19 protein-coding genes and 4 pseudogenes are annotated in these 20,398 nt (G+C 59.4%); 16 read left to right on the top strand and 7 right to left on the bottom strand.

Translation table 11 applies throughout. The annotated features are described in order from the left end of the window. Nucleotides 1-140: 140 nt before the first annotated feature. Nucleotides 141-374 carry a hypothetical protein gene (locus CHEJ32_RS0100005; RefSeq protein WP_028032002.1) on the bottom strand — a complete coding sequence of 78 codons (234 nt, stop codon included), beginning with the start codon at nucleotides 372-374 and terminating at the stop codon, nucleotides 141-143. Continuing rightward, entirely contained in the window at nucleotides 355-900 is a 546-nt protein-coding gene (locus tag CHEJ32_RS0100010; protein WP_028032003.1) for a TetR/AcrR family transcriptional regulator, read from the bottom strand. Before CHEJ32_RS0100010 ends, CHEJ32_RS0100005 begins: the two co-directional genes overlap by 20 nt. A gap of 85 nt (nucleotides 901-985) precedes the next feature. Between CHEJ32_RS0100010 and CHEJ32_RS0100015 the strand changes: the two genes are divergently transcribed. Both CHEJ32_RS0100015 and CHEJ32_RS27590 read left to right on the top strand, forming a co-directional pair. Beyond that, nucleotides 986-1,741 carry an oxidoreductase gene (locus CHEJ32_RS0100015; RefSeq protein WP_028032004.1) on the top strand — a complete coding sequence of 252 codons (756 nt, stop codon included), beginning with the start codon at nucleotides 986-988 and terminating at the stop codon, nucleotides 1,739-1,741. Between the two features lie 143 nt (nucleotides 1,742-1,884). Continuing rightward, nucleotides 1,885-2,019, top strand: a pseudogene (locus CHEJ32_RS27590) (SOS response-associated peptidase); the annotation flags it as partial. Nucleotides 2,020-3,131: 1,112 nt separating this feature from the next. On the opposite strand, the gene CHEJ32_RS26510 reads toward CHEJ32_RS27590, so the two are convergent. The 4 genes and pseudogenes from CHEJ32_RS26510 to CHEJ32_RS0100040 form a co-directional block, all read right to left on the bottom strand. After that, a complete protein-coding gene (locus CHEJ32_RS26510) occupies nucleotides 3,132-3,374 on the bottom strand; it encodes a hypothetical protein (protein WP_084032622.1) in 243 nt (80 codons plus the stop codon). A 336-nt stretch (nucleotides 3,375-3,710) separates the two neighbouring features. Beyond that, nucleotides 3,711-4,429: pseudogene (locus CHEJ32_RS26515) on the bottom strand (IS3 family transposase); the annotation flags it as partial. 233 nt (nucleotides 4,430-4,662) lie between these two features. Further along, a complete protein-coding gene (locus CHEJ32_RS26015) occupies nucleotides 4,663-6,318 on the bottom strand; it encodes a recombinase family protein (RefSeq protein WP_051469253.1) in 1,656 nt (551 codons plus the stop codon). A 27-nt stretch (nucleotides 6,319-6,345) separates the two neighbouring features. Further along, complete coding sequence (locus CHEJ32_RS0100040; protein ID WP_156936561.1) at nucleotides 6,346-6,987, bottom strand: hypothetical protein; 642 nt, start codon at nucleotides 6,985-6,987, stop codon at nucleotides 6,346-6,348. A gap of 192 nt (nucleotides 6,988-7,179) precedes the next feature. Between CHEJ32_RS0100040 and CHEJ32_RS0100050 the strand changes: the two genes are divergently transcribed. From CHEJ32_RS0100050 to CHEJ32_RS23490, 8 genes and pseudogenes are all read left to right on the top strand, one after another. Next, nucleotides 7,180-8,121 carry a tripartite tricarboxylate transporter substrate binding protein gene (locus CHEJ32_RS0100050; protein ID WP_028032008.1) on the top strand — a complete coding sequence of 314 codons (942 nt, stop codon included), beginning with the start codon at nucleotides 7,180-7,182 and terminating at the stop codon, nucleotides 8,119-8,121. Beyond that, nucleotides 8,102-8,638, top strand: coding sequence for a tripartite tricarboxylate transporter TctB family protein (locus tag CHEJ32_RS0100055; RefSeq protein WP_028032009.1), 537 nt, complete (start codon nucleotides 8,102-8,104; stop codon nucleotides 8,636-8,638). The genes CHEJ32_RS0100050 and CHEJ32_RS0100055 overlap by 20 nt, the downstream gene beginning before the upstream one ends. 6 nt (nucleotides 8,639-8,644) lie before the next feature. Next, a complete protein-coding gene (locus tag CHEJ32_RS0100060) occupies nucleotides 8,645-10,123 on the top strand; it encodes a tripartite tricarboxylate transporter permease (RefSeq protein WP_028032010.1) in 1,479 nt (492 codons plus the stop codon). Between the two features lie 4 nt (nucleotides 10,124-10,127). Then, on the top strand, nucleotides 10,128-11,117 hold the full coding sequence (locus CHEJ32_RS26520) for an NAD(P)-dependent oxidoreductase (RefSeq protein ID WP_084032624.1): 990 nt from the start codon (nucleotides 10,128-10,130) through the stop codon (nucleotides 11,115-11,117). Continuing rightward, a complete protein-coding gene (locus tag CHEJ32_RS0100070; protein ID WP_084032625.1) occupies nucleotides 11,104-11,784 on the top strand; it encodes a GntR family transcriptional regulator in 681 nt (226 codons plus the stop codon). Before CHEJ32_RS26520 ends, CHEJ32_RS0100070 begins: the two co-directional genes overlap by 14 nt. Nucleotides 11,785-11,807: 23 nt before the next feature. Beyond that, nucleotides 11,808-12,977 (top strand): mandelate racemase/muconate lactonizing enzyme family protein, encoded by a 1,170-nt coding sequence (locus CHEJ32_RS0100075; protein ID WP_028032012.1) that lies wholly within the window; start codon nucleotides 11,808-11,810, stop codon nucleotides 12,975-12,977. Nucleotides 12,978-13,081: 104 nt separating this feature from the next. Beyond that, nucleotides 13,082-13,213 (top strand): annotated as a pseudogene (locus CHEJ32_RS0100080) (transposase); the annotation flags it as partial. Between the two features lie 65 nt (nucleotides 13,214-13,278). Beyond that, a pseudogene (locus tag CHEJ32_RS23490) lies at nucleotides 13,279-13,485 on the top strand (transposase); the annotation flags it as partial. 716 nt (nucleotides 13,486-14,201) lie between these two features. Here the strand turns inward: CHEJ32_RS23490 and CHEJ32_RS23495 are convergent. Next, complete coding sequence (locus CHEJ32_RS23495) at nucleotides 14,202-14,969, bottom strand: FadR/GntR family transcriptional regulator (protein ID WP_051469259.1); 768 nt, start codon at nucleotides 14,967-14,969, stop codon at nucleotides 14,202-14,204. Between the two features lie 144 nt (nucleotides 14,970-15,113). Here CHEJ32_RS23495 and CHEJ32_RS26030 point away from each other — a divergent pair, with 144 nt between their 5' ends. From CHEJ32_RS26030 to CHEJ32_RS23510, 6 genes are all read left to right on the top strand, one after another. Beyond that, nucleotides 15,114-15,365: a hypothetical protein gene (locus CHEJ32_RS26030; protein ID WP_051469262.1), complete on the top strand. Its 252-nt coding sequence runs from the start codon at nucleotides 15,114-15,116 to the stop codon at nucleotides 15,363-15,365. 9 nt (nucleotides 15,366-15,374) lie between these two features. Next, a complete protein-coding gene (locus CHEJ32_RS23500) occupies nucleotides 15,375-16,613 on the top strand; it encodes an ABC transporter substrate-binding protein (RefSeq protein ID WP_084032626.1) in 1,239 nt (412 codons plus the stop codon). Nucleotides 16,614-16,616: 3 nt separating this feature from the next. Next, nucleotides 16,617-17,621 carry an ABC transporter ATP-binding protein gene (locus CHEJ32_RS23505; protein WP_245260905.1) on the top strand — a complete coding sequence of 335 codons (1,005 nt, stop codon included), beginning with the start codon at nucleotides 16,617-16,619 and terminating at the stop codon, nucleotides 17,619-17,621. A 6-nt stretch (nucleotides 17,622-17,627) separates the two neighbouring features. Further along, complete coding sequence (locus CHEJ32_RS0100110) at nucleotides 17,628-18,494, top strand: ABC transporter ATP-binding protein (RefSeq protein WP_028032015.1); 867 nt, start codon at nucleotides 17,628-17,630, stop codon at nucleotides 18,492-18,494. Between the two features lie 69 nt (nucleotides 18,495-18,563). Further along, a complete protein-coding gene (locus CHEJ32_RS0100115; RefSeq protein ID WP_028032016.1) occupies nucleotides 18,564-19,481 on the top strand; it encodes an ABC transporter permease in 918 nt (305 codons plus the stop codon). Continuing rightward, nucleotides 19,478-20,341 (top strand): ABC transporter permease, encoded by an 864-nt coding sequence (locus tag CHEJ32_RS23510; protein ID WP_051469268.1) that lies wholly within the window; start codon nucleotides 19,478-19,480, stop codon nucleotides 20,339-20,341. Before CHEJ32_RS0100115 ends, CHEJ32_RS23510 begins: the two co-directional genes overlap by 4 nt. Nucleotides 20,342-20,398: the final 57 nt, after the last annotated feature.

Consider the following 20,398-nt stretch of genomic DNA (forward strand, 5'->3'; position numbering starts at 1 on the left):
CGTTTTGGCCCAAAGAGGCCAATGCGCCATGGCACGCGCCAGCTATTGGTAAGCGCGCGCGCCATGGCGCAGGCCACTGCCACCTGGCCTGGTTTTGCGCCGCCGCGTGGCCGGATTTTGCACCGCCGTTGACAGCACGCCTACCAGGAAATCTGCCCCTCGGCTTCACGCACACGGCGGATTGCCAGACGCGCTTCCAGCCGCTCCATATAGGCGCGGATGTTTGAATAGGGGTCGAGCGAAATTTGCGCCGGCACCGACCAATTCAGGACAATCAAAGCATAGCCGTCGATAACCGAATGCTCCAGCGCGCGCCCACAATATCCACTGCCATCGGACGATTGGCCGTCCGGCTTACCTCTCCAGAAGGGCATTGGCGATGATCTCCGCAAGATGATCCACGCGCCGGGAAAAGGCGGGTTGATCGCCTACCCAAGCAAGCGCGCCCATCAAAGCGAAGAGGTCGGTTCCGTCTATGTCGGCTCGTGCCAGCCCCTTGGCCTGGGCACGTTGGAGAAGTCGCGCGCCCGCTGAACGGACGTCCGTGCATGATTTGTGGAGTGCGGAATCGGGATCCTCGAGCGCGGCCGCCATCAGCGAGACGACGCCCCCATAGGTTCGGGTAAAGGCAAGGCCGGCGCGAAACCACGAAGTGAGCGCGACATCAGGTGCATCTGATGTTTCGAGCCGCTCGGCCTGTCGCGTCAGCTCGTCGAGGTTTGCGCGAAGCAGCGCTTCGAGCAATGCCTCCCGTGTCGGGAAGTGACGGTACAAGGTGCCAAGCCCGACATTCGCTCGACGTGCAATATCGCGCAGCGAAGCGTCTGCACCATGCTCGGCTATCGCTTCGCGAGCGGTCGCCAGCAGGCGATCATAGTTCTTTTTTGCGTCGGCCCGCATGGCACTCCTTGATAAACGGATCACTGCTCCGCATATATGGAGCGGCGCTCCGATATAGCGCGTTTTCTCGACGAAAGGAACCAGCATGTCCAACAAGCTCGATCTCTCGCAGGAATTCAAAGGCCGCAAGGCGCTCGTCACCGGTGGCACGCGAGGAATAGGCGCGGCAATTGCCCAGCGCTTTCTTGATGCAGGAGCGGCGGTCGCTGTGGTCGGGCGCTCGCGCACCGACGACATCCCGGCATCAGCGACGTTCATCGCCGGGGATGTTAGTACGAACCAAGGCGTCAAGGCGATCGCCGAACAGGCACTGACGGCCCTTGGTGGCCTCGACATCCTCGTGAACAATGCGGGTGGTTCCAAAGCGTTTCTGGGCGGCACCGAGTCCATCCCCGATGAAGAGTGGCAGCATGATCTGGCGCTCAACCTTCTTGCCGCCGTGCGCTTGACGAACGCCACGCTCCCGGCGCTGAGAGCTTCCAATGCCGCATCGATCGTGAACATCTCGTCTTCGGCGGCGACGATGCCATTCCCCTTTTCCGTGCACTACGGCGCGGCGAAGGCTGCGCTGGACTATTATTCCCGCACGCTCGCCGTAGAGCTTGGGAGCACAGGCATTCGGGTCAACGTAGTGACTCCTGGCCCCATATCGACGCCGAACTCCGATGAACTGCGTAAGCAGTTTCCGATCTCGGGCGATGAGTGGAATCAATATGTCCCGCTCGGCCGCATCGGAGCTACCGAAGACATCGCGGAGGTCGTGGTACTGCTTGCATCGGAGCGCGGCAAGTTCCTGACCGGCGTTAACTACCCTGTGGACGGGGGTATGACGGCCCGCTGAAACCTCGGGACGGGCGGTCCATTTGGAAGCCGTCCGTCCGATACCAGGAGAGCGGATACAATCCTGATCGACCGACAATGGCCGAAGAACCCGCTGCGCGGGATAGCGGTTGAGGTAGAGGACACGGGTCGGAGGTCACGCCCGAGATCGAGACATGGCTGACGGCGCCTTGGGAGGAGGCAAAGGCCCTGCAGCGTCCCCTGCCCGACGACATGCTGACCGTTGTGGACGCCCCGGTCCTGCCGCAGGACGAGGAAGCGCAGTCGTTGCTGCTGTAGCAGGGCAGAACTCGAAGGAACCGTCGCCAACTTGCTCACGCACGACAATACGTAGGCGATGGTGGCACCAGGGACGTCGTTTCACCTCGTTTCCTCCGAGCAACCTGAATCGCTTTTCCAGAATTCTGAATCGCTCGCCCAACAAACGGCGTTTCAGGGAGTAATGGGGAGAGAAAGCGTCCTTAGAAGCGCAAACGAAGTTTGCAACGCGGGCGGCTGAGGATGCCGACAGAGACCCTGCTCATCAGCGCAGGCGGCTCAGGCGGCTCAGGCGGCGTCTGATGGAGGAAGCGGGCACTCCAAAGACGCCCAGACGTCGAGGCAGGGCCCGATCCCGGAACGTGCTCAGTACTGCCGCTGTCAATGACGAAGCTGCTCACAATCCCACTGAAGCCGGACAAGACTGGCCTCGACGCCACCCCCACGGGTCAATCGCGAACCATCCGACTTCGATCTGGTTCCGACCTGCTCGATCCTTTCTCACGCCAGCCGCTGACTTCTTCAGCCGCTTGAGATGTCACCCGCCTAAAGCCGTCGCTTGTTTGACGCCTCTCTTCTTATGCCGCCTAGACCGCCCGCTTCATCGGCCTCTTCTTCCGCTTGGGCTGTTGGGAAATGTCCGACGTCTCGGCGCTCCTCCACGCTGCTTCCCAGGCCGCACGCAGCCGCTGCAACCGCGTCCCCCTCCTCTCCCCAATGCACACGCCGTCCGCGATGTAACGCTTTTCCAGAGCTTTGAATCGACCGTCAGGTGCCTCGAATCGCTGGCAGAGATTCGGGTTCTGAATCGGATTAACGTAAATTGTCTCAATGCATATCGGTTTGAGATGACGTGCGGGCACGTCACCTCACATTGCCTGCACGGCGTCGTCGTGCTCGCTTGTTCAGTAGATGGCTGTCGCACTGCAACGCCCGTCCGGAGCGTTGAATCGCGTGCCTCGAGAGCTGAATCGCTGGCACGCAGTCCCTGAATCGAATTCCCCGGCTCCTGAATCGCCTGCCTCCGATTCTGAATCGACATGAAGAGGAGAAGCGTTGGCTGTCGCATCAGCCAAGCCGACCTTTATCGTTACAACTGTCGCCCCACCTACATTGACCAACCCTCCGATAACTCACCGCCCGCCGCGATGCTGCGCCGAGGCAGCTACGGCTGCTTCGGGCAGGCCGATGCAATGCGGCGTCGGCGTCTCCTTGTTCTCGCGCAGTGCCGTCTCCTTCAGTGCGATCGCCCTCCTTCCCCATCCGGATGCGGGTGAGATGAAGCGGAAGGTCCAGTGTCGGAAGAAGCAGAGGAAGGGGAAGACGACGGCACCGGGTCTCCGAGACGATACCAGCGCGAGAGGGTCCGCGCCCATTTCCCGTCCGAGGACATCAGCCAGAGATCCGAGGTGACGATCAGCCTGCCCGTTCCGGTGAGCCTCGGATGGCCGCTGCAGGACCCCACGAGACAGGATGCGGGTCGCTCGGAGCGGGACCAGTTGTCAAGGAATGGGGGAGATTTCCCCGCAAGCTCCTCCACCGGAATGCCTTCCCGGATCCGGTGCATGTCCGAGACGATATTGGAAAGCCGCTCGAGCTCCAGGTCGAAGACCTCGCTCTGCTTGCGGGAATGAGGTTCGAACATCACCATCTGACGTCTCCTGTAGTCTCCCGTATCTGCCAGGTTGCGGATGAGCGGAATGAGAGGGGCGGTCTGCGGCCGGCGCGTAGCGCGAGAAGGTGTCGACCACCGTCAGCACCCGTATCTTGCGGCCGGTGGCGAGTTGGTCGTGCACGAAGTCCATGGCCCAGACATCGTTCGGGCCGACAGCCTCAGCACGCTCCTCGCGCAGCCTCGCCTTCCCCCGCCGCTTCGGCGTCTTGTTTCTCAGCTGCATGCCCAACTCCTTGTAGAGCCTGTAGGTCTTCTTCCGATTGATGGCCCAGCCCTCCCGCCGCAGCAGGACATGCACGCGCCGGTAGCCGAAGCGTACGCGGGTCTGGCAAATCTCCTTGATCCGCTGTTCCAGAGCGGCCTGACCGGGACGGCGCGACTTGTACCGATACGTCTTCGGGTCAAACCGGATCGCCGCACAGGCTCGGCGGATCGATATGGCCCATTCGGCACGCAGCGCGTCGACCAGCGCTCTCTTCCGGCCAGGCCTCAGAGCTTTCGCCTGATGACGTCCTGCAGCATCTCCTTGTCGAGCGTCAGGTCCGCCACGATCTTCTTCAGCCGGGCATTCTCTTGCTCAAGCTCGCGCAGCCGCTTCATCTCCGACGGCATCATGCCGGAATACTTCTTCTTCCAGTTGAAGTAGGTCGCCTGGCTGATCTCCGCCTTCCGGCAGATCTCCGCCACCGTCGTCCCGTCCTCACCCTGCTTGATGATGAACGCCTTCTGCGCGTCCGTGAACTGCGATGCCTTGATCACTTCCGCTCCACTCCCAGCCAGGAAATGGCGCGGAAAATTCCAACACGATTCGAGGGCATTCTCGGGAGGCAGACCAGAACTTGTCGGGTACTGTCGCTGTCGATGACGAAGCTGCTCGCTCGTCTCCCAACCGATCACGGGGACGCGGCATCCAAATGGAGGATCGTAATTGGCTATGGATGATTCTGGCGGCAGATTAGGTGCTGCGTAGGAACTCCACTCTTATCTGATCAGTCCTGCTTCCACTCCCAGGTGTCTGCCGACAAGCTAAAAAATAAATCCACCGTCTGTTTATCAGCTTCCGCCTCAAGAAGCATTGTCCAAATACCTTTCTCTCCCCGACAAGCGAAGGGTGCCACCCCCGCCAAGAAGCGCGGCCCAAGACGCGGTTTCAGAACCATGACGGCACCAATGTCAGGGCGACAAATTATACGTTCAATCAAACCCCGAATAAGATTGGAAAGCCGAATCCTGAGGGCTCTTCGACCTTCTGGGTCATATGAACTTTCGATTCGCCGAGTGAGGTCTGCCACGTCAGTGAGGCGTCGAACGAGCCCTGGGTCTGCGGCGAGTTTCGATGCCTCTTCCTCAGCCTTGCGAAGTCTTTTTCTCAAAGCCTTGACTTCATTTGCCACTGCCGTGAAGCGTTCGACGGCTGCGTCATCACCTGTCTCGACGAGGGCAAGAAGACGTTTGCGCCGCTCCTCGGCATCGGCTAGCTCCGCTTGAAGAGCAGCAACTTTATCAGTTGCCTTGGAAGCATCCTCATCTAAGGGAGCGAACGCGCCGACTTCAAGGAAACCCAATCCGGTCAAGACAGCCACTTCCAGTTTCTCGACACGCCATCGGCGCGAATTGGTGCAGCCCGTGTTTCTTAGGTTGCTAGAGCAGCAAAGATAGACGCCTCCTTTCGGGAGGCGTCCCTTATTGACGATGTGCATCGGACTGCGGCAGATACCGCAACGCCCCAGTCCTTGAAGCAAATGGACAACATTTCCTTTTCTCCCAGACGCATCCTTCCGTCGCTCTTGAACAGCAGCTTGCGCCCGCCAGAACGTCTGCTCGTCAATGATGCATGGATAGTAATCCGAAATGGAGTCTCCATCCGGTTTTCGGTTCCGCGCCTTGTGAGTGCCACTGTGGGGCTGATACTCACCTAACACAGCTCGACTCTCGATGATCTTCGCGATACTCGACGTCTGCCACCCATTTTTGCCCCGAAAAGGCGGGATACCTTCCGCATTCAGACGGCGGGCAATTTCTCGTCGGCCTGCTCCCTCAATTGTCTCCTGAAATATCCGACGCACAATTGCCACGCGATCAGGCCGTTCAATAAATCTCCCGTCAACAAGCTGCAGCCACTCCGGGCAGCGCCGGGTTAGTGGCTTCTTTTCGGAACGGGCCGCTTCTTTCTTTCTTCGCCACGCTTGGCCGACACGCTCGGATTTTATGCGGCTCTCGTCGTGAGCGCGTGCCATAACGGCTAGTGAAATGATCAGCGGTGTCCAGTCACCTCGGAGACGTTCGGCAGAGTACTCCTGGCCATCGGATAAAGTGACAACTGTGATGCCGGCTCGAATCAAGTCAAGAAGCCGAGATGCAGCGTCAATAACAGTCTCGCGAGAAAGACGGTCCAAGCTTTCCACAATGAGATAAGAGCCGCGGTCGATCTGGCCAGATTCTACTAGATCGAGGAATCTTCGCAGGGCCCCGATAGTATGGTTCGCGCCGTCATAAGCTGAAAGGCCTAAGTCGCTAAGTGTGTCATCCAAAGCAAGATCACGCTCTTTGCACCACGCTTCGGCTGCTTCAATTTGCCGTCGCAAGGAATCGCCCCTCGCCTGCTCAGGCGTGGAAAAACGGATGTAGGAATATACCTTTGCCATGTCGGAATCATTCTCTCTGCTCGTATATTAATGTATCATAACTTTCTCAGCGTGTGGCCGCCGCGCAAAGCCGATTATCGCCGCTGGCGCCATGTCCGGCCCGCCTGTCGTCTCTGGTTGCTGTCGAGCTGTCCCTATTGGTCCGGAACCTCCATCGCCCTCGCCGTTCGCCTCAAGAAGAAGCTCATCGGCGCCGGGCCTGAAGTACCCCTTCTCTTCGGCATCAGCACTGATGCCGGAATCTCGGTAATCACTCTCATTGATGGCTGCGGGCCGCTCACCGATCTCTTTGGTGTCAGTGAGGCCCTCGTTGCCTACCCCCGCCTCGCAGCCGCCCGAGCCCCTTGTCGTCTTGATGCCGATCGCACGCAAACAGGCAGCACCGATCTCCTCCTGGACGCGTTGGGCAAACTTTGCCCGCAGTGACAGCATGGCGTCTCCGGCAACCTCGACGTCGATCAGCTCGCCGATCTCGTCGAGGGCGAAGATCCCATTCGCCCTGTCGCGCCGCTCGCTTGAACCATCGATGATGGCAACCTCGACCGATGTGACGCCTGCGATCCCACCCTCAATGTAAAGCCAGTCGGCGGCGATCAGGGCTGCTGCCATCATGCGTCGGCGCAAGCTGTCGAGCCTGCGCTCCGGATAGGAGGCAAGCGATCGCTTCATGTCGACGAGCAAAGCACGATGTTGCTCTTCATCGACGATGAAGAGATCCGGCGTGTAGACAGGGCGTGCCGGGCGGCGTCGTGTGAGGCCTGTAACGCTTTAGCGAGGATCACCGGGGATTTCTGATATGCAGCTTGACAGCCGAATTTGATCAAAATAGAGATACGATGATCAAAAATGGAGGAATTGGATATGAAGCTACCGTTGATCCTAGGGCTCTCGCTGCTTCTTGGGGCTAGTCCCGTCGCAGCGCAGAATTACCCTTCAGGGCCTATCAACATCGTCGTCCCATCGGTAGCGGGAGGAGCTTCTGATATCGTTGCACGGCTTTTCCAGCAGGCAGTCGGCGACAAAATGGGAGAACCGTTCGTCATACTGAACATGCCTGGCGGAGGGACGGCACTTGGTGCTCGCGAAGTAGCCACTTCCCCTGCCGACGGGCAGACCGTACTTATGATGCACGAAGCGATGATTACAGCTTCCGCTCTGGGCGTGTTTGATTTGGGATACCGCTCGCTGGTACCTGTGGCGCAAACGGGGCGAGATGTCTACACGATAACGGTGCGTGCAGACTCAGGAATTGAAACGCTAGAGGAACTCTACCAAGAGGCCGCCGAGAGAGAGTTGGTCACCGCAGTCAATATTGGCGGGCTGGGCCATTTGACGTCCTTGATTGCGGCAGAGGCTGGCGGGGTCGAGTTTGCGCCCGTGCACTACCCTGGCGGTATTGAGTGGGTTACGGCTTTGCTCGGTGGCCATGTAGACGTGATCTTTAGCGTCCCTTCGGACGTTGTGGGATATATAGAGTCGGGAGACTTTAGAACGCTTGCTGTAATGTCTGATGAACGCGTTGCAGCACTCCCTGACGTACCTACGACAGTGGAGCTCGGTTATGATGCGAAATCCGAATTGAATCATATGTGGTGGATGCCGGCAGGCACTCCCGAGGATGTGATCGACACATTTGCCGACACACTTGAGGCGGCGATGGAAGATGAAATGATCCTCCAGCAGTTCAAAAATAGGTTTATTGAACCGGTATTTTCTAGGGGTGAAGAACTACAGGCTTACGTAAGCGAAGTGGCTGGGCGTATTGAAAAGCTAGTTGCTGACTATGATCTCCAGCCCAACTGACAAGCGTCAGAAAAGGAGGAGAGCTTCGTTTCAAGAAGCTCTCCTCCTCTGTGGTTTTGTTTCAACCATCGCCGCGGTGGCGCTCTGGGGGGCTGCGGATTTGCCGCAGCCCCGATGGGAGCCCCTGGGACCCGGCAGTTTGCCAAACATTATAGCCTACACCCTGATCGCTCTGTCGATTTTCGCCGTGGCCTGGAGTTTTTTCAATCATGGGTTCAACGCGGCAGGCACCAATGAAGAAGTTGAGGAAGAAGACCAATCAGGCAGCGATAGCGGAGATATGCTTTACGTTGGACGTACAATAGCATTCCTTAGTCTGAGCGTTCTTGGTGTCATTGTGATGTCGGTCGGAATATCCGGTTATCGACCTGTCGCTTTTATCATCTCGGTTGCCGGTGTCACCATTCTCAATGGTTTCAAGCTGCCGCCATTGATCCCTACACTCATCTTTGCAGCGGCGATGTCTGTTGGTGTTCATTTTGCCATGACCCAGCTTCTCGCTGTTCCATTAAGGTAGGTCAGTATGTGGGAAGCACTTTTCGCGCTGTTCCAGCTCCAGGCATTATTTCTGGTTATTATCGGGGTTGCGGTCGGTGTTGTCATGGGAGCGATCCCAGGCCTGTCGGGGGGCATGACGCTTGCATTGGCTCTGCCACTCACGTTCTATATGTCCGGCAATAGCGCGATTGTACTCCTGGTTTCAATTTATGTTGGTGTAGTCGCCGGCGGACTGATAACCGCGATTATCCTCAATATTCCAGGCACGCCGGCAAATCTTGTTACCGCTTGGGATGGCTATCCGATGACCAGGAAAGGCCATGCGGGAAGGGCGCTCGGTCTCGGTATTTTCGCTTCCCTCGTTGGAAGCGTAATCTCTTGGATTATTCTGGTTTCTTTTGCTCCTCTCCTTTCCGCTTTTGCGCTCCAGTTCAACCATTTTGACTACTTCGCCATGGTGATGATGGCGTTGGTTCTGATCAGTTCACTCAGCGAAGGTTCGATGGTCAGGGCTTTGATGGCAGGCTTGTTGGGCATGCTCTTCGCGCTGCCGGGGATCGATCCGGTATCGGCGCAACTGAGACTTAATTTTGGTTACCAGCAGATGTCGGGTGGGTTCCACATCCTTCCGGTGTTGATCGGTTTGTTCGGAATAAGCCAGGTAATTCAAGATTGCCTGCGAATCGCCGATCAACCGCGCATGTCTAATTCGGTTGGAGTTACGCTCCCGAAACTTGCAACCATAAAGGAACAGGCGGTAAATTTGATTCGATCTTCTGTTATCGGTACTTGGATCGGAGTTCTCCCCGGCCTTGGAACCACAATCGGTTCTCTGGTCGCCTATTCATTTGCAAAAAACAGTTCGAAAAACCCTGAAGAGTTCGGGTCTGGCATTGACGACGGTATTGTCGCTTCGGAGGCAGCGAACAGCGCCAACATCGGCGGTGGTCTCATCCCCGTTATTACGCTTGGAATTCCAGGAAGTGTTGGGGATGTCATACTACTTGCGGCCCTCATCCTGCACGGGGTGACGCCGGGACCACTTCTCTTCGCAAATAATCCCGAATATGCGTGGGGAATCATCTGGACAATGCTTGTAGCCAGCTTCGTAATGTTCACTCTCATGTCTATTACGAGCCCATGGGTTGCAAGAATTGTAAACATACCCCGAATATATGTCATGCCGGCAGTAATGATCCTTAGTATTGTGGGCTCCTTCGCCGTGAACAATCGTCTATTTGACGTGTGGGTTATGCTAGGTTCTGGGGCCTTGGGATATATCATGATATTGCTCAGATTACCGCTAGGTCCGTTCTCAATCGGATTTATCCTAGCTCCTATTGCGGAATCGTCTCTTCGTTCGGGGTTGATGGCCTCGCGTGGTTCCTATGAACCACTATGGACGCAACCGGTCGCGGCCAGTCTTCTCGTAATTGCCATGCTGACTTGTTTTTGGCCACTAATTCGAAAATCAATCAACCATTTACGACGTAGGGAGAGTTAGTCTTATGAAGATTGTTCTATTCGGAGATTATCCGTCACTACAGAGGGAAAGAGTCATTAATCTGCTCGGCCATGACTACGAGGTAATGGCTTTAACTGACGATGCGTCAAACCGTGAGGTTGCTTCTGCTTTCATTGACGCTGATGTTATAGTTTCCAATTTTTTTGATGCGACGCTTCCTCCAGCGCCAAGGTGTAAGCTTTTGCAAAGTCCCTCGGCCGGGATTGAAAAAATTGATATCTCCGCCGTCCCCGATGGCGCCTTTCTTGCTGTTGCGGTAGGCCATGAAATTCCAATGTCCGAATATGTATGCTGTGCCATGCTCGATGACGCCATCGGGATGAGCGGCATGCCCCAGGCCTTTGAGGACGGGAAATGGTCCCAAAAGGCCTGGATCAAAGGTCCGCGACATGCAGAACTGTACGGGAGGACGGTCGGTCTCCTCGGATATGGCGGAGTAGGCAGGGAAATAGCTGTTCGCGCTCATGCTCTGGGCATGGATGTCCACGCACTATCTAGATGGTCTTCTGGTATACCTGATACTTCGTCCGGACCGCTCAGCATGGCTTGGATGACCGCGGACTGGATGAACTTCTTGAAGAGAGTGGACTATCTTGTAGTCACCGTCCCCCTAACTGATGCAACAGTAGGGATGGTCGGCAAGGCATGGTTCGAGGCGGCTCGTTCGCACATGATGTTGATCAATGTGGCCAGGGGAGGGGTTGTGGATGAAGAATCACTTTTCTTGGCCTTGAAAAGTCGCGCGATTCGCAAGGCAGTTATAGATGTTTGGTATAACTATCCGACTAGTGAGAATGAGTTCATCTATCCATCTCGCTTTCCATTCCACGAACTAGACAACGTGATTATGACGCCGCACGCCTCCGGCCGAACTGATGGGACCTTCGACCGGCGCTGGCAAAGTATTTGTGAGAACATTAAACGTGTGCGTCGGGGAGAGATTCCAAGGGATATTGTGAATGACCGCCGATAACAAGTCCCGGAAAAGATCGACCGATGAAGTGGACGGCCTTACATCCAGCAGCCGAGTAAAGTCGTTGATCAGGAATGACATACTCGCTGGAAACCTCCATCCAGGAGAGCGGATGAAAATCGCCGACATAGCGATGAGGTATGGAACCAGCCAGATGCCCGTTCGCGAGGCACTCTACCAATTGGAAGGTGAAGGGCTTTTGGAAATTTCGGCCCATCGCGGCGCTGTAATTCGAAATGTCGATTCCAAGTTTATCTATGACATGTACGAGATCCGCAGAGTCCTTGAAGCGATGCTGCTCAGTCATGCCATGAGCAATTTTCGCGCGGACCATCTTAAGCGACTTGAGAATGCGTCTGAAGACTATAAGCGTGCTGCGGCGAGTAATAACGCCAGCGAGATGCTACGGTGCAACTCAGCGTTTCACACCATTATCAACCAGGCCGGCGACAACCCCGAAGCGATCCGAATACTTAATCGCGGCTGGGACCTGATCTTTGCGCTGAGACTACGGTTCGGGTTTGGCCCCACCAGAGTGGCACAGATCATCGAGGAGCATGACTCCTTAGTAGCCGCCATGAGGGAGGCTGATTTGGAAAAAGCGGTAAAGATTTCCGATCAGCACTGCCGCGCTGCGCGCGACGATCTTCTCGCGCAGCTTGCGTAACCGCCAGTTCCAAAGGACCAGATATGAAAATTTCATCGCTTAAGACCTTCGTGGTCGATGCCTATCGCGCGAACTATGTGTTCGTAAAACTCGGTACCGATGACGGCATCTATGGCGTAGGTGAAGGCACACTGGAAATGAAGGAATTGACAGTTGCCACGGCAATTGAACGGTTGGGGGACTACCTGATTGGAAAGAACCCATTTCAGGTTGATCACCACGTTGAGATGATGAACCGGGACTCCTATTGGCGATCAGGACCAGTTTTGAGGAGCGCTGTTGCAGCGGTGGAAGCAGCGATGCTGGACATCAAAGGCAAGGCGCTCGGTGTTCCGGTTTACGAATTGTTGGGCGGTGCGCACCGCGATCGGATTAGATGCTATGCGAATGGCTGGTTCACGGGTGCCAAGACAGCCGACGAATTTGCGCAAAAAGCGAAGGTTGCTGTAGAAGCTGGGTTTCTCGGATTAAAATGGGATCCGTTCGGCAGTCACTACCTCACCATGAGCCGGGCAGAACGTCTAGCATGTATCGAAATCGTCGAGGCGGTCCGTTCGGCGGTGGGACCCGGCATTGATCTAATGATTGAGGGGCATGGAAGATTCGATGTCCCTACAGCCATCGATGTTGCCCGCGATATTGCTCCTTTCGGAATCACGTGGTTTGAGGAGCCTATACCTCCCGAAAATATAGGTGCTGTCGCGGAAGTGCGTTCGAAATCTCCGGTCGCGATCGCGACGGGAGAACGCTACTTCGACCCTGGCCGATTCACTGAACTTCTAGATCAAGGTGCTGCAGATTACATTCAACCTGATATTTCCCATGTCGGAGGTATTTTGGAAGCCAAGAAAATCGCCTCGATTGCCCAGGCTCGCTATATTCCCATTTGCCCACATAACCCAATTGGACCAATCGCTAATGCAATGACGCTACATCTCGCTGCCTCTACCGGCAACTTTTCGTGGCTTGAAACAATGTTTACCGATGTTCCCTGGCGCAAAGAAGTTGTCAGAGAAAGCGTATCGTTCAAGGATGGAATGATGTCCATACCGACCGCGCCGGGGCTGGGTGTAGATATCGATGAAGAAGCGTGCGGCAAATATCCATATAAACCCTACGAGCTTCGCCATTACAGGGGCACTCTCACGAACATTCGGCCCGAGGGGGCAGTTGCGTTTTACCAGCAAAGCTGAGTGATGATGTTCATTCGGCATGGAGTGGTCTGCCTCCCGAGAATGCCCTCGAATCGGGTTAGAGTTTTCCGCGCCATTTCCTGGCTGGGAGAGGAGCGGAAGCGATGAAGGCATCGCAGTTCACGGACGCGCAGAAGGCGTTCATCATCAAGCAGGGTGAGGACGGGACGACGGTGGTGGAGATCTGCCGGAAGGCGGGGATCGGCCAGGCGACCTACTTCAACTGGAAGAAGAAGTGACCTGCTCCCCTGGAAAGTCCTCGTTTTGAGGTTAGCCTGTTCCCTGAAAGAGGAGACGGGTAATGAAACGATCCAGGTTCACGGAAGAGCAGATCATCGGCATCCTGAAAGAGCATCAGGCGGGACTGTCTGCGCCTGAGTTGTGCCGCAAGCACGGCATCTCCGATGCGACGTTCTACACATGGCGCAAGAAGTATGGCGGCATGGAGGTGTCGGAGGCCAAGCGACTGAAGGCGCTGGAGGAGGAGAACGCGAAGCTGAAGAAGCTTGATTCCTCATAGGCTTCCTTCCAGGCTACGAAGAAGGGATCGCGGATGTCGTCGCAATGCCCTCCGAGCTGCAGCCAGCGCCCGAGCTTGGCGTGAAGCGTGAGCAGCACGAGCGTCCGGGTGGGATCAACCACGAGCGCCGAACCGGTGAAATGCCGGGCCAGGTTCTCCCTGTCGAACGCGGACGGGTCGCTCCTAAGGAAGTCGAGCGCGTCGGCGAAGACCTGCTCGTCGCGTTCAGAATGGCGCCTCGCGGCCAGCAGGGCCGCCTCGAAGCGCGAGGCAGAGCCTCGCCTTCCTGTCTCCGTTCATGCAGCCCTTGCATACCCAGCCTCCTCGCGCTTCCTGCCCGGCCCCGGCAGCGGCGTCCTGCCTCCCGAGGCGTAGTGGGACCACACCGCGAGGTCGAACTCCGCATGGTCCAAAAGCCATGATTTCGGCGAGCTCTCCGACGATACGATCAGCGTCCTGCTCGATGCGATCCGGCATCTGCCTGGGCCTGAATGCGAGGTCTTCATCGGCCATGTCGGCTGGGCGAAGGCGGCGTCAACCAGCGGGCGGTGGAAGCGGCCGCATAGCTTCCGGACCCGCCTATCAGATTGTCACCGAGAGTGCACGTGGCTCCCGCCGCAACCGGCGCAATATGCGTCGGCAGCGGCGTGCGCTGCTGCCCATTATGAAGCCCCCAAGGCGCTCGGCGAGACTGGCCGTACGGATCAGCTCGTTGAAGGAGAACCGGCGAGGGGGAGGCACTCCATGAAATTGTCGCGCGCGCTTTCGATATGAGCGCGCATCGCGATCCGCGCCTCCTCCGCCTCCTTGGCGGCGATGAGCTCGAAAATCCGACGGTGCTCGGCCGCCACCTTGGCCACGTGCGCGCCTGCCGACGGGTTGCCGACCGAGCGCCCCAGGTAGATCCTGAAGGCCGGTTCGTTGTTCATGAGGTCCAGAGCGCTGACGTAGTACGGGTTGTCCGAGGCCTGCGCCACGCTGCGATGGAACTCGAAGGATTCCCCCGGCCGGTCCTCGCCCCGCGCTATGGTCTCGTCATAGGCGTCGAGCCCCTTCCGGATGTGTTCGAGCGTCGCCTCCGTGGCGCGCCGGGCGGCGAAGAAGGCGGCCTCGCCCTCGATGAGCAGCCTGAACTCGAAGCACCGTTGCAGATCGCGGACGGTGGCGCCCGAATAACTGGCCTGGGGGCCCCGCAAGGCGGGCTCGCGCAGAACGATGGTCCCGGAGCCCTTTATCGACTCGACGAGACCCGCTTCCCTCAGCTTCGCCAAGGCCGCCCGCACGACGGGACGGGAGACGTCGAACTCGATGGCGAGCTCGCGTTCCGAGGGCAGGCGCGTGCGCCGGGGGTACTGGCCGCCGCTGATGCGGTCCCGCAACGTACGATGCACGAACTCCGTCAGCCGCAGGGGCCCGCCCGTCTCCGTCGTCGAGGCTTGAAAGCCAATTTGTGTCTCGTCCGCTGCGCTCATGGTCAGGCTCTTTATTACAGATATGTAAGTTCGAAACGGATTTGTCAAGGTTTCTACGCTTCAGGATTTGACAGACTGAACCAATCTGTGCATCATCCGCGCGTGTTGTTATCAGTCTAGCAGATGAGCATCGGGAGGAAACCAATGATCGGTATGTTGAGGGCCACGACCGCGGCGATTGCACTTCTTGGATTCGGCGCGATGGCGCAGGCTGAGGTGCTTCGGGTCGCATCGTCCGCCGCCGTGACGGACATCGATCCGCATGGCCCGAATTCGGTGTTGCGCGACACCATCATGGCGGTGCGGCAGATCTTCGATCCGCTGGTCGAGTTCAAGGATGGCGAACCGGTTGGTCGCCTGGCGACAGATTGGGAGCAGGTGGACGAACGCACCTAGCGGTTCAACCTGCGCGAAGGGGTGAAGTTTCATGACGGCTCCGCTTTCGACGCGGCGGACGTGGTGGCCACGTTGAAGCGCCAGGCCGGCGGCCCCGGGGGGCTCGCTCGCCTGTGGGGCCAGCTCGAAGACGTGCAGGCCGTCGATCCCACGACCGTCGAAATCAAGCTGACGGAGCCGGTGGGTCCCTTCCTGCGCAATCTTTCCTTCCTCCAGATCGCGCCCTCCGAGGCGATCGAGGCTGCGGGCGGCGAATACGGCGCGGCTGTCCAACTGCCGGGAAGCGGGCCCTTCCGCGTGGCCAGCTTCACGCCCGGCCAGACGCTGGCACTGGAGGCGAACGCGGACTACTGGGACGGCGCGCCGGCGCTCGAGGGGGTGCGCATCGTCAACATCCCAGAACTGTCCGGTCGCATCACCGCGCTGCTTAACGACGAAATCGACGTCACCTGGAACATCCCCGACGACCAGCTCGGCGTGCTGCAGGACAGCAACGATGTCGAAGTCCAGCTCGCGCCATCGGTGTTCTACCTCTACAGCTGGTTCAATGCGGGCCGGAAGCCGTTCGATGATGCACGCGTGCGCCGGGCGCTCTGGCATGCGGTCGACGTCGAACAGGTGGTGAAAGATCTGTTGCCCGTGACGGGCACGCTGGCCAAGGCGCCGATCGCCTCCACCGTATTCGGCTGGGCCGAGCAGCAGCCCTACGCGTACGATCCCGAGAAGGCCAAGCAGCTCCTCGCCGAAGCCGGCTATGCGGACGGGTTCTCGGCAGAGCTCAAATATTCGGTGAACTTTGGGTCCTCCATCGACCAGATCGCCCAGACGTTCTCCGCCTATTGGAGCGAGATCGGCGTGGATATCCGTCCGATGCAGCTCGAGCACGCCGTCTTCACCGACGATTTCCGTGCGCTCAACTGGGACATGATGATGGCCACCAACCCGACCTTCACGGAGGACGCCGACTACACGCTCGGCCGACTCTATGCCTCGCCGGGCGGCGTCAACGAAGAGAACAACTATGTAAACCCCGAACTGCACGAGATCCTGATGCGCGCACGTACATCCGTCGACCAGGCGGAGCGGGCAGAGCTCTACAAGCGCGCGGGCGAGATCATCTGGAACGACGCCGTGGGGATCTTCCCGGCCGAGCTCAAGGCGGTCTACGCCAATCGGCGGGACGTCAAGGGACTCGACTTGTCGGCCATCTATGCCCCACACTTCCGCAACGTATCCATCGCGGATTGAATGGTGCGATCGCGAGTTCTTTCAGAGGTGGCGAGCCGCACGCCTGTCCTGACCCTCGAGGGGCTCTCGATTGCGGCCGGCAACAGGGAGGCGCCGCTGCGGCTGGTGGAAGGCGTCGGGCTTGCTTGCGAGCGTGGAACCGTATCCGCCCTGATCGGCGAATCGGGCAGCGGCAAGAGCCTGACGGCCTCCGCCTTGCTGGGGCTCCTCGACAGCCGCATCTACGATGTTTCCGTGGAGCGGCTGGACGTGGCGGGCGAGAGCCTGACGTCTCTGGACGAGCGGGATTTCGCCCGGTTGCGCGGTACGACGGTGGGTTACGTCATGCAGGACCACTCGACCGCGCTCGATCCGACGATGACGGTCGGAGACCAGATCGCCGAGATTTTCGTGACCCATCGCGGACTCGACTGGAAGTCTGCGCAGCGCGAGGCGGTCCGGTTGCTTGACCTCGTCCGGATCCCTTCCGCGGCCTCCCGGGCGCTCGACTATCCGCATTCCTTCTCCGGCGGCATGCGGCAGCGGGCCGTAATCGCAGGCGCGGTCGCGCTCGAGCCCGCCCTGCTCATTGCGGACGAGCCCACCACGGCCCTGGATGTGACGGTTCAGGCCGAGATTCTTGCGCTGATCGATGACCTCAGGCGTTCCATGGGCATGTCTGTCCTCCTCATTACCCATGACCTCGGCGTGGTCTATCAGATCGCCGATCGCGTGGTGGTGATGTATGGCGGGCGCGTCGTGGAGGAGGGTGAGACGGAACGCCTGTGCAGGGCGCCGGCGCACCCCTATACGGCCGGGCTGCTTGCGTCCGTGCCCGATCTGGAAGGTCGGTCGGGAGCGGTGGCGGCGATCCCGGGCGCGCCGCCCAGCCTCGGTGCGATGATGGAAGGCTGCGCCTTCCGCCCACGCTGTTCGCGCGCCCTTCCGGCGTGTGGGACCAGCGTGCCGCCGATCGCCCCGCTTCGCTCCGGCCGCCTGGTGCGCTGCCTCAATCCTTTGTCCGGATAGCCGCGTATGACCTCCTCCCTGCTCGCCATCGAGAACCTTTCCGTGCGGTTCGAAGTGCCCGACCTTTCCGGCCAGGTCGCTCGGACCGTGCACGCGCTCGCAGGCGTGTCGCTGCGCCTGGCGCCGCACGAGGCTGTCGGCATCGTCGGAGAGTCGGGGAGCGGCAAGAGCACGCTTGCCCGTGCGGTGGTCGGCCTGGAGCGGCCGAGCGCCGGGCGCATCCTCATAGACGGCCGGGAGGTCCCCCCTCAGAGGGGGGCCGCAGCGAGACTCGGGGTGCAGATGATTTTCCAGGACCCGACGTCTACGCTCAACCCGTTCCAGACGATATGGCGCAACCTCGCGGATGTGCTGCTGCTCGCCCGGCCCGAGCTGACGGCGGACGGGCGGCGTGACGCGGCCGCCAGGCTCCTGGCCGAGGTAGGGCTCGGCGCGGACGCTCTCGACCGCTATCCGCAATCCTTTTCCGGCGGCCAGCGGCAACGGATCGCGATCGCCCGTGCGCTCGCGGCACGCCCGCGTCTTCTGATCTGCGATGAACCGACCTCGGCGCTCGACGTGTCGGTTCAGGCGCAGGTGCTTGCGATTTTCGCGCGGCTCAAGGCGGAGGGGCAGGCTCTTCTGTTCATCTCGCACAACCTCGCCGTGGTGCGCCAGATTTCCGATCGGATCGTCGTGATGCGGCAGGGCCGGATCGTCGAGGAGGGGTCGGCCGAGCAGATTCTGTCGAATCCGCGCGAAGACTACACGCGGCTTCTCATCGCTGCCGCCCCGCGGCTGACCGATCGCGGCTCGCTGCTTGCAGCCGGAGCGTCGGCGCGCGAGGCGCGCATGTCGGACCGCTCGGCAAGCGTTGCAGGAGGTTGGTGGTGATCCGCTTCGGCCAAATTTCATGCACGGCGCCTGGTTTTTCCGGCGTCCGCAGGAGGAGGTGATCGCATAATGTGGCGATACGTTCTGAAGCGCCTGCTCACCGCCATCCTCACGGTCATGATCGCTGCGGTGGCGACGTTCGTCATGGTCCGCTTTGCGCCGGGTGATCCGGTTCTGATCCTGATCGGCGAATACGCCACCCCGGAGCAGATTGCGGCCGCGCGGGCGGAATTCGGGCTCGACCGGCCGCTTCTTGAGCAATTGGCCATCTATGTCTGGAAGGCGCTGCGGCTCGATTTCGGCCAGTCCATCACGCAGGGCATTCCGGTCGCCCAGATCGTGCTCGGCAGAATGCCTGAGACCCTTCTGCTTGCCACGGTCACGATGGTGCTGATCATGCTCGTGTCGGTGCCGCTCGGCATGATGTCCGCCGTGCGGCAGGATCGCCCTCTTGACCGGGTGGCGACGGGGGGCTCGTTCGTGGCCCTGTCCCTTCCGGACTTCTGGGTCGGCATCGTCCTCATCCTCGTTTTCGCCCGCTGGCTGCATCTGCTGCCCAGTGCGGGCTTCGTCGGGCCGTCCTCGATCATCCTGCCGGCGGTCACGCTCGCCTTGCCGCTCGCCGCGCTCAATCTGCGTCTCATGCGCAACGAGACGCTGAACGTCCTCAACGCGCCCTACATTACACTCGCGCGTGCGAGGGGACTGTCCCACCGCGCCGTGCTGCGCCGCCATGTCCTGCGCAATGCCATCATCCCGGCGCTGACCGTGATGGGCGTCCAGTTCGGAAAGCTGCTCGGGGGCGCGGCCATCGTGGAGACGGTATTCGGCTGGCCGGGATTGGGTGAACTGCTCGTGCGCTCCATCAACGGGCGCGATTATCCGGTTGTCCAGGGGTGCATCATCGTGATCACCGTGATGGTCGTCACGGCCAATCTCATCGTTGACATCGCCTATCGGCGTATCGACCCGAGGTTTCGCACATGACCCAGTCTGCAGCGCCGGTTTCGGAAAGCGATGCCTGGCAGACGCGCTGGCTTTGGCTCGCGCTTGCCCTCCTGGTCATTGCCTTGGGCATCTGGTTTTTCGCGACGGTTGAACTCGCGCCCGCCCGGGTGAACACGCGCGCCCGCCTCCTGCCGCCGTTCTCGGTCCTGCAGGACGGTTCGCTTGCGATCTTCGGCACCGACCAGATTGGCAGGGACGTGTTTCGGCAGGTGATCGAAGGCGCTCAGACCTCCCTTTTCATCGCGCTCAGCGCGGCGCTCATTTCGGCTGCGTTCGGGGCGGTTCTCGGGGTTGCCGCCGGCTGGATCGGCGGGCGGTTCGATTCCTTCATGATGCGGATCGTGGACGTCCAGCTGTCCTTCCCCTCGATCCTGATCGCCGTCTTCCTGGCAGCCTTCCTGACGCCGAGCCTCATTTCGGTCATCCTGGTATTGGCGATCACGCGCTGGGCCATGATCACCCGGCTCTCGCGCGCCATCACCGTCCGTGCGCGCAAGCAGGGCTATGTCGAGGCCGCTCTGGTTTCGGGTTTCCCGCTCTGGAAGGTGCTGTCGACCTGCGTGGCGCCGAACCTCTATGCGCCGCTCCTCGTCGTCATCACGGCGGAAGTGAGTGAACTGATCCTGGCCGAGGCGGCCTTGAGCTTCCTTGGCATCGGCACGCCGTCCGACGTCACCAGTTGGGGTCGGATCATTTCCCAGGGGCGCAATTACCTCGACACTGCCTGGTGGATCGCCACTTTGCCGGGCCTTGCAATTGCGGTTGTCGTGATCGGCATCGGCCTGGCGAGCGAGGTGCTGCGGCGCCGCCTGACCAAGGCTGGCTGGACGATGCTGTGATTGTCCGGCAGATACGTCGCTGCGTTAGGGCAACAATGCGGGGAAATGAAACGAGCC

The sequence above is a fragment of the Chelativorans sp. J32 genome (assembly GCF_000518985.1).
Classification (GTDB): Bacteria; Pseudomonadota; Alphaproteobacteria; order Rhizobiales; family Rhizobiaceae; genus Chelativorans.

Bases quoted from the DNA above. Each gene is read 5' to 3' on its own strand.
- CHEJ32_RS26510 (WP_084032622.1), bottom strand. From the start codon at position 3,374: ATGGGCGCGGACCCTCTCGCGCTGGTATCGTCTCGGAGACCCGGTGCC.
- CHEJ32_RS0100115 (WP_028032016.1), top strand. From the start codon at position 18,564: ATGTGGCGATACGTTCTGAAGCGCCTGCTCACCGCCATCCTCACGGTC.
- CHEJ32_RS0100055 (WP_028032009.1), top strand. From the start codon at position 8,102: ATGATCTCCAGCCCAACTGACAAGCGTCAGAAAAGGAGGAGAGCTTCG.
- CHEJ32_RS0100050 (WP_028032008.1), top strand. From the start codon at position 7,180: ATGAAGCTACCGTTGATCCTAGGGCTCTCGCTGCTTCTTGGGGCTAGT.
- CHEJ32_RS0100070 (WP_084032625.1), top strand. From the start codon at position 11,104: ATGACCGCCGATAACAAGTCCCGGAAAAGATCGACCGATGAAGTGGAC.
- CHEJ32_RS0100040 (WP_156936561.1), bottom strand. From the start codon at position 6,987: ATGAAGCGATCGCTTGCCTCCTATCCGGAGCGCAGGCTCGACAGCTTG.
- CHEJ32_RS23510 (WP_051469268.1), top strand. From the start codon at position 19,478: ATGACCCAGTCTGCAGCGCCGGTTTCGGAAAGCGATGCCTGGCAGACG.
- CHEJ32_RS0100005 (WP_028032002.1), bottom strand. From the start codon at position 374: ATGCCCTTCTGGAGAGGTAAGCCGGACGGCCAATCGTCCGATGGCAGT.
- CHEJ32_RS26030 (WP_051469262.1), top strand. From the start codon at position 15,114: ATGATCGGTATGTTGAGGGCCACGACCGCGGCGATTGCACTTCTTGGA.
- CHEJ32_RS0100010 (WP_028032003.1), bottom strand. From the start codon at position 900: ATGCGGGCCGACGCAAAAAAGAACTATGATCGCCTGCTGGCGACCGCT.
- CHEJ32_RS26520 (WP_084032624.1), top strand. From the start codon at position 10,128: ATGAAGATTGTTCTATTCGGAGATTATCCGTCACTACAGAGGGAAAGA.
- CHEJ32_RS0100060 (WP_028032010.1), top strand. From the start codon at position 8,645: ATGTGGGAAGCACTTTTCGCGCTGTTCCAGCTCCAGGCATTATTTCTG.
- CHEJ32_RS23495 (WP_051469259.1), bottom strand. From the start codon at position 14,969: ATGAGCGCAGCGGACGAGACACAAATTGGCTTTCAAGCCTCGACGACG.
- CHEJ32_RS0100075 (WP_028032012.1), top strand. From the start codon at position 11,808: ATGAAAATTTCATCGCTTAAGACCTTCGTGGTCGATGCCTATCGCGCG.
- CHEJ32_RS26015 (WP_051469253.1), bottom strand. From the start codon at position 6,318: ATGGCAAAGGTATATTCCTACATCCGTTTTTCCACGCCTGAGCAGGCG.
- CHEJ32_RS0100015 (WP_028032004.1), top strand. From the start codon at position 986: ATGTCCAACAAGCTCGATCTCTCGCAGGAATTCAAAGGCCGCAAGGCG.
- CHEJ32_RS0100110 (WP_028032015.1), top strand. From the start codon at position 17,628: ATGACCTCCTCCCTGCTCGCCATCGAGAACCTTTCCGTGCGGTTCGAA.